General features: G+C 71.3%; 9 protein-coding genes and 1 pseudogene. 4 read left to right on the plus strand and 6 right to left on the minus strand.

Annotated features, from left to right (window positions below; genetic code table 11):
• Window positions 1–11: 11 nt before the first annotated feature.
• From ACP4J3_RS43960 to ACP4J3_RS43970, 3 genes are all read right to left on the minus strand, one after another.
• Window positions 12–857: a spermidine synthase gene (locus tag ACP4J3_RS43960; RefSeq protein ID WP_426542671.1), complete on the minus strand. Its 846-nt coding sequence runs from the start codon at window positions 855–857 to the stop codon at window positions 12–14.
• 118 nt (window positions 858–975) lie between these two features.
• Window positions 976–2145: an elongation factor Tu gene (tuf, locus tag ACP4J3_RS43965; RefSeq protein WP_426542673.1), complete on the minus strand. Its 1170-nt coding sequence runs from the start codon at window positions 2143–2145 to the stop codon at window positions 976–978.
• A gap of 275 nt (window positions 2146–2420) precedes the next feature.
• On the minus strand, window positions 2421–3143 hold the full coding sequence (locus tag ACP4J3_RS43970; protein ID WP_426542675.1) for a DNA alkylation repair protein: 723 nt from the start codon (window positions 3141–3143) through the stop codon (window positions 2421–2423).
• A 49-nt stretch (window positions 3144–3192) separates the two neighbouring features.
• Between ACP4J3_RS43970 and ACP4J3_RS43975 the strand changes: the two genes are divergently transcribed.
• A complete protein-coding gene (locus tag ACP4J3_RS43975; protein ID WP_426542677.1) occupies window positions 3193–3981 on the plus strand; it encodes a TVP38/TMEM64 family protein in 789 nt (262 codons plus the stop codon).
• A 95-nt stretch (window positions 3982–4076) separates the two neighbouring features.
• Here the strand turns inward: ACP4J3_RS43975 and ACP4J3_RS43980 are convergent, their stop codons facing one another.
• Entirely contained in the window at window positions 4077–5252 is a 1176-nt protein-coding gene (locus tag ACP4J3_RS43980; protein WP_426542679.1) for a thiolase family protein, read from the minus strand.
• A 127-nt stretch (window positions 5253–5379) separates the two neighbouring features.
• On the opposite strand from ACP4J3_RS43980, the gene ACP4J3_RS43985 reads away from it, so the two are divergent.
• The gene (locus ACP4J3_RS43985) at window positions 5380–5850 is read left to right on the plus strand and encodes a winged helix-turn-helix transcriptional regulator (protein ID WP_426542681.1); all 471 of its coding nucleotides are present in this window, start codon (window positions 5380–5382) and stop codon (window positions 5848–5850) included.
• A gap of 38 nt (window positions 5851–5888) precedes the next feature.
• Here ACP4J3_RS43985 and ACP4J3_RS43990 read toward each other — a convergent pair whose 3' ends face one another.
• Together ACP4J3_RS43990 and ACP4J3_RS43995 are read right to left on the minus strand one after the other, a co-directional pair.
• Window positions 5889–6818 carry a PmoA family protein gene (locus ACP4J3_RS43990; RefSeq protein ID WP_426542683.1) on the minus strand — a complete coding sequence of 310 codons (930 nt, stop codon included), beginning with the start codon at window positions 6816–6818 and terminating at the stop codon, window positions 5889–5891.
• Window positions 6815–7966, minus strand: coding sequence for a Gfo/Idh/MocA family protein (locus tag ACP4J3_RS43995; protein WP_426542685.1), 1152 nt, complete (start codon window positions 7964–7966; stop codon window positions 6815–6817). Before ACP4J3_RS43995 ends, ACP4J3_RS43990 begins: the two co-directional genes overlap by 4 nt.
• 312 nt (window positions 7967–8278) lie before the next feature.
• Between ACP4J3_RS43995 and ACP4J3_RS44000 the strand changes: the two genes are divergently transcribed.
• Together ACP4J3_RS44000 and ACP4J3_RS44005 are read left to right on the plus strand one after the other, a co-directional pair.
• The gene (locus tag ACP4J3_RS44000) at window positions 8279–9154 is read left to right on the plus strand and encodes an undecaprenyl-diphosphate phosphatase (protein WP_426542687.1); all 876 of its coding nucleotides are present in this window, start codon (window positions 8279–8281) and stop codon (window positions 9152–9154) included.
• A 222-nt stretch (window positions 9155–9376) separates the two neighbouring features.
• Window positions 9377–9505 (plus strand): annotated as a pseudogene (locus ACP4J3_RS44005) (transposase family protein); the annotation flags it as partial.

Consider the following 9505-nt stretch of genomic DNA (forward strand, 5'->3'; position numbering starts at 1 on the left):
CAAGCAACCCCCTAGCCGACACCGAAAGCCCCGTCGGGAGGCACGGGTGACGGCACCGCATCCTCGTCCTGTACCGGCCGCGCCCCGCCGACGAACTCCCGCAACACCGCCCCGTGTTCGACCCGGGCCGGGAAGGCGTCGGAGGCGGTCAGACGGGACAGGGTGGCCGTGTCGACGGGGTGGTGTGCGGCGATGAGTACCGCGTTGCCGAAGCGACGCCCGCGCAGCACTCCCGGTTCGGCGATCAGCACCAGCTCCTCGAACACCGTGGCGCACGTGGCCAGTTGGGAGCGCAGGAAGGCGAAGGGCGCGGCGTCGGCCAGATTGGCCAGGTAGACGCCGCTCCCGCGCAGAACGCGCGCGGCCTGACGGACGTACGCGACCGACGTCAGGTGCGCCGGCACCCGTGATCCGCCGAAGACGTCGGCGACGAGCACGTCGGCCGAGTCGTCCGGGGCCGCCTCCAGCCAGGCCCGGGCATCCCCGGCGTGCAGCCTGATGCCGGCCCCGTCCGGAACCGGCAGGTGCTCGACGACCAGCTCCATCAGCCCGCGATCGGCCTCGATGACGTCCTGCCGCGAGCCGGGCCGGGTCACCGCCAGGTACCGGGGCAGTGTGAGTGCCCCGCCCCCGAGATGCAGCACGTCCAACGCCAGCCCCGGCTCGGCGACGGTGTCGAGGACATGGCCGAGGCGGCGGGCGTACTCGAACTCCAGGTGGGTCGGCTCGTCAAGATCGACGTACGACTGGGGCGCCCCGTCGACGGTGAGCAGCCAGGCCCGCTTCCGGTCGACGTCGGGCATCAGCTTGGCGGTGCCGTAGTCGACGGCGCGGGTGACGGGTATGGCGTCGTTCACCTTCCCATTGTGCCGGGGCCCTCTTCACATGGGGCACGGGAGCGCCCCGGCAGGGGGCGCGAGGGACTGCGCGCCCAGCCACGATGGACCCGCAGTCCCCCACAAACCGCAACCACCCTCACTCGACGGCAGTCACGGTCCCCGCCCCGACGGTCCTGCCGCCCTCACGGATGGCGAACCCGAGCCCCGGCTCCAGCGGAACCTCACGCCCCAGCTCAACCGTCATCGTGACCGTCTCACCGGGCCGCGCGACCCCCACCGCACCGAGGTCGATGTCGCCGACCACATCCGCCGTACGGATGTAGAACTGCGGCCGATACCCGCTGGCGACCGCCGTCGAACGACCGCCCTCACGCGCCGACAGCACATAGACCTGCGCCGAGAACCGCCGCCGCGGCTCCACGCTGCCCGGCGCCGCCACCACATGGCCCCGCCGGACGGCATCCCGCGGAACTCCCCGCAGCAGCAACGCCACGTTGTCCCCGGCCTGCGCCTCGTCCATCGGCTTGCCGAAGGTCTCCAGGCCGGTGACCACGGTCTCCAGCCCGGCGCCGAGCACTTCGACCCGATCGCCCATCCGCACGGTGCCCCGCTCGACGGCCCCGGTCACCACGGTCCCCCGGCCGGTGATGGTGAGCACGTTCTCCACGGGCAGCAGGAACGGCGCGTCCACATACCGCTCCGGCATCGGAACGTAGGTGTCGACCGCGTCGAGCAGCGCCTCGATGGACGCCGTCCACTGCGGGTCGCCCTCCAGCGCCTTGAGCCCCGAGACCCGTACGACGGGCGCGGCGTCGCCGCCGTAGCCGTGCTCGGTGAGCAGGTCGCGGACCTCCAGCTCGACGAGGTCGATCAGCTCCGCGTCGCCCGCGTCGGCCTTGTTGAGGGCGACGACGATGTGGTCGACGCCCACCTGCCGGGCGAGCAGCACGTGTTCGGCGGTCTGCGGCATGATCCCGTCGAGCGCGGAGACGACGAGGATCGCCCCGTCGAGCTGCGCGGCGCCGGTGACCATGTTCTTGACGTAGTCGGCGTGCCCCGGCATGTCCACGTGCGCGTAGTGGCGGGTGTCGGTCTCGTACTCGACGTGCGCGATGTTGATGGTGATGCCGCGCGCGGCCTCCTCCGGCGCCCGGTCGATGCGGTCGAAGGGCACGAACGCGCCGGACCCGCGCTCGGCGAGCACCTTGGTGATGGCGGCGGTCAGGGTGGTCTTGCCGTGGTCGACATGGCCCATGGTGCCGATGTTCAGATGCGGTTTGGTGCGCACGTATGCCGTCTTGGACATGGCTGTACCTCGAAGTCTCTGCAGAAGTCTCCACGAAGGAGATCAGGACCCCAGGGACTTGCCGACCCTCCCCCTGCGGGGTCCGCCGGAATGTCCGGAGAGGGTCAGCTTCGGGCGCCGTCGGCTGCGGCCAGGAGGACCGGAACGGCAGCCTTCGGAGCATCCGCGACTGCGGATGCTGCGAGGACGAAGGCGTGCCGGAACATGACGTCGATCATTGCCGACGCGCTGCCCGACGTCGAATGGTTTTTCGCGGTACGGGACTTCACAGAGTCTCAGTCGCCGATGTTCTTCAGCGCCTCCCGCACCGACAGCGGCGCGAACCGCCCCCGCTCCCGGGCCAGAAATTCCCGTACGGCCTCCGGGTCGGTCTTGGCGTACTCGCGCAGGCACCAGCCGATGGCCTTGCGGATGAAGAAGTCGGTGTGCCCGGACTGGCGCAGGCAGTAGGTGAACAGGCGCCCGGTGTCGGTGCGTTCCTTGTAGCGGAGCTGATGCAGCAGGGCCGTGCGGGCGACCCACAGGTCGTCGTCGACGATCCAGGCGTCCATGTCCGCCGTGAGCTTCGGGTCGGCCGCGACGAGGTGGCCGACGACGTGCGCGGCGAGCAGGTCGACGGTGTCCCACCAGGAGACGGTGGTGATCAGATGCCGGGCCACCGGCAGGAGGCCGGAGGAGCAGCGCGCCACGTGGCGGCGCAGGTAGTCGACGGCGAAGTAGTGGTACTCGCGCTCGGGCAGCTGCCAGCAGCGCAGCGCGACGGCGGTGCAGTCGGCCTCGTCGGGGCGGGGCAGGCCCTCGACGACGGTGCGGGACAGGGCGCGGCGGGCCGGGGTGGTCAGGCCCAGGAAGGGGGCCACGTCCTTCATGTACGCCCGCATGGGCGCGGCACGCTCGGGGTCGGCCGCCGCGCCGTAGGCGGCGACGAGCCGCTCCAGGACCGTGTCGGCGAGGGCACTGCTGGGTACTCGCGGTGTTCCCGTGGCTGTGACGCCCATGAGACGTACCATACGGCGATCACACATATTCGTCGGTTACTGTCGCCGAATGCTCGATGCCACCGCCCGCTCCGGGGGCACCGCAACGGTCCCGTCCGGGGCCGCCGCCACGGAACTCACTGTCCCCGCCCCCACGCCGGCACCCGTCGCCGCGGGCCCCGCGGGCCTTGCCGTGCGCTGCTCGAGAGTGCTGCTCTCGCCGTGGTCCCGGCTGTCCCTGCTCGTGGCGCTGCTCGCGGCGGCCGGGTCCTCGGTGCTGCTCTTCGAGCCGCACAAGCTCCTGGCGGACGGCTGGCCGCCGCAGCTCTCCGGGCCGGCCGCGGTGGTGCTGTTCGCCGTGGCGTACGGGCTGGTCACGGTGGCGTTCGTGCCGCGGCCGCTGCTGAACCTGGCGGCGGGCGCGCTCTTCGGCTCGCAGCTCGGCTTCGCCGCGGCCCTGGCGGGCACCGTGATCGGGGCCGGCTTCGCCTTCGCGCTCGGCCGGATGCTCGGCCAGGAAGCGCTGCGTCCGCTGCTGCGCGGGCGGCTGCTCAAGGCGGCGGACAACCAGTTCAGCAGGCACGGCTTCCGTTCGATGCTGGGGGTGCGGCTGTTCCCCGGCGTGCCGTTCTGGGCCGCGAACTACGCCGCCGCCGTGTCCCGGATGGGCTACGTCCCCTTCCTGCTCGCCACGGCGCTCGGGTCGATCCCGAACGTCGCCGCGTATGTCGTCGCCGGTGCCCGGGCCGGTACGCCGACGTCCCCGGTGTTCCTGATCGCGGTGGGCGCGATCGCGCTGCCCGCCCTCGCGGGCGCGGTGGTGGCCTGGCGCAAACGCCACCACCTGCGCCGCCGCTGAGCGGGCCGGGTCAGGCCGGATCAGGCCGGCTGTCCGCCCGACTCGGTGATCACTGCCGGACCGATTCGATGATCATTGCCGCGCTGACTCAATGATCACTGCCGAGCCGACTCGATGATCATCGCGTTGGCCAGTCCGCCCGCCTCGCACATCGTCTGCAGCGCGTAGCGTGCGCCGCGCTCGCGCATGGCGTGGACCAGGGTCGTCGTCAGGCGGGTGCCGCTGGCGCCGAGCGGATGGCCGATCGCGATCGCGCCGCCGTGCACGTTGACCTTGTCGAGGTCGGCGCCGGTCTCCTGCTGCCAGGCCAGGACGACGCTGGAGAACGCCTCGTTGACCTCGAACAGGTCGATGTCGCCGAGGGACAGGTTCGCCCGGCGCAGCACCTTCTCGGTCGCCGGGACGACCCCGGTGAGCATGAGGAGCGGGTCGGATCCGGTGACGGCGAAGCTGTGCAGGCGGGCGAGGGGGCGCAGGCCGAGGCGGGCCGCGGTCTCACCGGACGTGATGAGGACGGCGGAGGCGCCGTCGTTGATGGGGCTGGCGTTGCCCGCGGTGACGTTCCACTCGATCTGCGGGAAGCGCTCGGCGAACGCCGGGTCGTAGTAGGCGGGCTTGAGGCCGGCGAGGATCTCGGGGGTGCTGCCCGGTCGTACGCACTCGTCACGCGAGACGCCCTCCAGGGGCGCGACCTCGGCGTCGAACAGGCCCTGGTCCCAGGCGGCGGCCGCCTTGCGGTGCGAGGAGACGGCGAAGGCGTCCATCTGCTCGCGGGTGATCGACCACTTGGCGGCGATCAGCTCGGCGCTGATGCCCTGCGGGACGAGCCCCTCCGGGTAGCGCTCGGCGATGCCGGGGCCGAAGGGGTCCTTGCCGGGCGGGACGTTCGACCACATCGGCACCCGGCTCATCGACTCGACGCCACAGGCGACGACCAGGTCGTACGCGCCTGAGATCACACCCTGGGCGGCGAAGTGCACGGCCTGCTGGGAGGAGCCGCACTGGCGGTCCACGGTGGTCGCCGGGACCGTCTCCGGGAAGCCCGCGGACAGGGCGGCGTAGCGGGTGGTGTTCATGGCCTGCTCGCCGACCTGGTCGACGGTGCCGCCGATGACGTCGTCGATCAGCGCCGGGTCGACGCCCGAGCGCTCGACGAGCGTGCGCAGGGTGTGGGCGAGGAGCTGGACGGGGTGGACGTGCGCCAGGGAGCCGTTCGGCTTGCCCTTGCCCATGGGCGTGCGTACGGCTTCGACGATGACTGCGTCACGCATGGTGCGGGCCTCCTTGGCCGCCGGGCGACTACCAGTGAGTAGGAAATCCAAACTCACCATAGCCCAGCAGGTTGGAAAATCAAACCCACTAGGTTGGAAAGCCGAACCCGCCCCTAGACTGAGCGGCATGGCCGCCACCAAAGATCCGCGCCCCTGCTCCATCGCCGACGCCCTGGCGCTCGTCGGCGAGAAGTACTCCCTGCTGGTCCTGCGCGAGGTGTGCCTGGGCAACGGCCGCTTCGACCAGCTCGTGCGCAACATCGGCGCCCCGCGCGACATCCTGGCCACCCGGCTGCGCCGCCTCGTGGACGCGGGCATCCTGACCAAGCGCGCCTACAGCGAGCGCCCGCAGCGGTTCGAGTACCGGCCCACCCAGGCGGGTCTCGAGCTGGAGCCGGTCCTGATGACCCTCATGGCGTGGGGCGACCGCCATCTGCGCGGGGACGACGACCGCCCCATGGTGATCGAGCACATCTGCGGCAACGAACTCGTCCCGGTCGTCACCTGCCGCGCCTGCGGCGACCCGGTGCGCCACGAGGACCTCGCGGCCCACCCCCAGGTGCCCGGCTGGTCGGTGGCGGGGCCGACGGCGGCGTGACGCGGCCGCCGGGTCGGGCGGCCGTACTCAGCACGTTCTCAGTACCAGGGATGCGTCCGCAGGTACTTGGCGATCTCTTCCCGCTCCCAAGCCCCGTCGGCCACGACGACCCGGTAACGACGGGTGAGCGTGTCGCCGGGCGCCAGCTCCAGTTCGTCGTGGAACGCCCAGGACGGGGCCACCCCCGCGAACGGCTCGTTGCGTACGAACCAGTGGGCGGGGTGGGCGCCTCGGTCGCCGGCGTGGTCGTTCTCGGGGGCGTGCGCAAAGACGAGCGTGGCGTGGCCGTCGGTGCCGTCGTGCTCGCCGGAGTAGGCGAGCCAGGGCGCCTGTTCGCCCATCAGGCCGGGGCCCTCGGCGTCCGGGGCGATGATCCGGCCGCCCTGGAAAGCGCGCGGGCCGCGCCAGAACAGGCCCGTGTATCCGGCCATGTCACGTCCGGCGGTGGTGGGGCTGCCGAACCGCAGCGGCTCCTCGCGCCGGTTCGTCACGGCGCTCGTCCAGGTCAGGGCCCATGAGCCGGACTCCGGCTCGACGTCGTGCACCTCGATCCGGCGCAGTTCGTCGGCCCACAGCGCCCCGCCGTGGGGATGCCAGGTCAGCCGCTCGGCGATGACGACGCGGTCCGCCTCCGAGGAGACCTCGTCGAAGGCGACGTGCGCCATCGACCCGACGCGCTCGGGGAGTTCGAGGTACCCCTGCCCGTGGACGTAGGAATTGCCGCCCCACAGGTTCGCCCCTGACAGGTGCGAGGCGGTCAGCGACAGGCCCTTGTGCCAGCGGTGGTCGTTGGGCCGGTAGTCGGTGACGATGTCGCCGGCGAGCGTGCGCAGCGGGTGCAGGTACGGCTTCGGGGCCTCCCAGGCGGCCTCCGGGCGGTAGACGTAGGCGAGCAGGTCGACTCCGGTGACCGGGTCGGTCACGGTGATGCGGTCGCCGTGCGCGTGGACGATGCGCAGCCCGGTCACGCGGCGGCCTCCTCGCCGGCGGGTGCCCAGCCGGGCGCGTCCCCGTGCATCGCCGCGTAGAAGGGATCACCGGGGCCGATCTCGCCCGCCCGCACCGTCGCGTCCGTGAACGCCGACTTGTACAGCGCGGCGATCAGCTCCAGGCTCGTCCGCCCGTCCGCGCCGCTGCTGCGCGGCCGCTCCCCCGCGCGCATGCTCGCGACCAGTTCCCGGAGCTGCGCCAGATGCGAACTGGGCACGTCCGCGCCGAAGTCCTGCCAGGCAGCGGCCTCGGCGTCCGGCACGTCGCGGGCGGGGGCGATGCGCCAGTCGTCGTTGCGGTGCCCGTACAGATGGGTGAGTTCGACGGTGGCGCGCTCGCAGTCGATGCGGATGCGGCTGACCTCGTCGGGGCTCAGCACGCTGTTCACGACGGTCGCCATCGCACCGTTCGCGAGGCGCACCAGTGCGGTCGAGACGTCCTCCGTCTCGATGTCGTGCACCAGCCGGCCGGCCATGGCGCGCACCTCGCTCCACGGACCGAGCAGATCGAGCAGCAGATCCATCTGATGGATGCCGTGCCCCATCGCGGGCCCGCCGCCCTCGGTCCGCCAGCGGCCGCGCCAGGGCACGGCGTAGTAGGCGCTGTCGCGGTGCCAGGTGGTCTGGCAGTGCGCGACCAAGGCTCGCCCCATGGCCTGCTCGGCGAGCAGCCGCCGTACGTGCCGTGTGCCCGAGCCGAAGCGGTGCTGGAAGACGATCGAGGCGTACGGGCCGCCGCTTCGGCCCTCCTCGGCCTCGATGGCGTCGAAGTCGGCGAGGCTCGGCACCGGGGGCTTCTCGCACCACACCCAGGCGCCCGCCCGCAGCGCCGCGACGGTCTGGTCGCGGTGCAGGGTGGGCGGGGTGCAGATGACGACCAGGTCGGGCCGCTCCGCAGCGAGCATCCGCTCCAGATCGGTGTAGCCGCGCAGCGCCCCGCCGGCCTCCGCGCGGAAGGACTCGACCGACGCCGCGTCGACGTCCACGGCCGCGACGAGCTCCGTCTCGCCCTCCTCGGCGAGCCTGGCGAGCGCGGGCAGATGGGAGTCGCGCGCGATGGCGCCGGTGCCGATCACGGCGACCCGGATGCGGCGGCCGGTGAGCGGGGCGGTCTCGGATGCAGCCATGGACGGGATCAGACTCCTCCGGGACGCGGACAGCGAGCAGCGGGCAACGAGCGCGACAGCGACAGCGACAGCGGCAGCAAGCGCTTTCAGCCCGCAGCAACGTAAGCGGCGGCCCCACCGCAGGTCAACACCGGTATGACGAGATCGGGGCGGGATCGAGGAGAGACCGGGGAGAGCGCCTGCCCAGCCCCCTGTGCCGGAGCTGTCATCGAGGGGCGCTACGCTGCCCCTCGACACTCGCGATCACTGCGCCGCCGACGCGGTGTCCCCTGTCACTCCTTGTCTCGATCAGCACTTGGACTCCGTAACTTCATGTCTTGGTTTGAATCGCTCATCCTCGGACTCGTCCAGGGGCTGACCGAGTTCCTCCCTGTGTCCTCCAGCGCGCATCTGCGGCTGACCGCGGCGTTCTCGGGCTGGGAGGACCCGGGTGCGGCCTTCACCGCGATCACCCAGATCGGCACGGAGGCCGCGGTGCTGATCTACTTCCGCAAGGACATCGGGCGGATCATCTCGGCGTGGCTGCGGTCCTTGACGAACAAGGAGATGCGGCGGGACCACGACGCGCAGATGGGCTGGCTGGTGATCGTCGGCTCGATCCCGATCGGTGTGCTCGGTCTGACACTCAAGGACCAGATCGAGGGCCCGTTCCGCGATCTGCGCATCACCGCGACCATGCTGATCGTCGTCGGCATCATCATCGGCGTCGCCGACCGGCTGGCGGCCCGCGACGAGACCGGCGGGCGGCACCGCGCCGCCAAGCAGCGCAAGTCGCTGGAGAGCCTGAACGTGAAGGACGGCCTGATCTTCGGCCTGTGCCAGTCAGCGGCGCTCATCCCCGGCGTCTCCCGCTCCGGCGCGACCATCAGCGGCGGCCTCTTCATGGGCTACCAGCGCGAGGCCGCGGCCCGCTACTCCTTCCTCCTCGCGATCCCCGCCGTGCTCGCCTCCGGCCTCTTCGAGCTCAAGGACGCGATGGAGAACGACCACGTCTCCTGGGGTCCGACCATCTTCGCCACGGTGATCGCCTTCGCGTCCGGCTACGCGGTCATCGCCTGGTTCATGAAGTTCATCTCGACCAAGAGCTTCATGCCGTTCGTCTGGTACCGCATCGCGCTCGGCATAGTCATCATCGCGCTGGTCAGCGTGGGTGTGCTGAGTCCTCATGCGGCCGAATCCGGCGGCTGAACCAGGGCCGCACAGGTAGCGCCATCTAGCATTTCCTAGCGCCTGATTGCAGCACCACGCCATGATCATCTCCCACTCATCTCCCACCGGGGAGGCGGGATACGCCTCACTAGGACGTGTGCGTCCGCAAAGTAGGGGATGACGTGGAAGGGCCCGCACAGCTTACGAGTTGGTGCGTGATAGCGGGTGAGCGTCGTGCCTGGCCGGTGGCATGATCCGTCTGTGTCGGTCACGGTCAATCGGGCGGTGCTGGCGCACCGGCTGTTCACGGGGGTCTCTCGACGTCATCTCGCCCGCCTGGTCGAGGAGTTGGCGATGCCGTGGCAGGCCGGGGTCGAGGGTCGCCGCCAT

Origin of the sequence: Streptomyces sp. UG1, assembly GCF_049974585.1 — a bacterium.
In the GTDB taxonomy this organism is placed as follows: domain Bacteria; phylum Actinomycetota; class Actinomycetes; order Streptomycetales; family Streptomycetaceae; genus Streptomyces.

Coding starts and splice junctions, on each gene's coding strand:
- tuf (WP_426542673.1), bottom strand. CDS start 2,145: ATGTCCAAGACGGCATACGTGCGCACCAAACCGCATCTGAACATCGGC.
- ACP4J3_RS43970 (WP_426542675.1), bottom strand. CDS start 3,143: ATGGGCGTCACAGCCACGGGAACACCGCGAGTACCCAGCAGTGCCCTC.
- ACP4J3_RS43975 (WP_426542677.1), top strand. CDS start 3,193: ATGCTCGATGCCACCGCCCGCTCCGGGGGCACCGCAACGGTCCCGTCC.
- ACP4J3_RS43980 (WP_426542679.1), bottom strand. CDS start 5,252: ATGCGTGACGCAGTCATCGTCGAAGCCGTACGCACGCCCATGGGCAAG.
- ACP4J3_RS43985 (WP_426542681.1), top strand. CDS start 5,380: ATGGCCGCCACCAAAGATCCGCGCCCCTGCTCCATCGCCGACGCCCTG.
- ACP4J3_RS43995 (WP_426542685.1), bottom strand. CDS start 7,966: ATGGCTGCATCCGAGACCGCCCCGCTCACCGGCCGCCGCATCCGGGTC.
- ACP4J3_RS44000 (WP_426542687.1), top strand. CDS start 8,279: ATGTCTTGGTTTGAATCGCTCATCCTCGGACTCGTCCAGGGGCTGACC.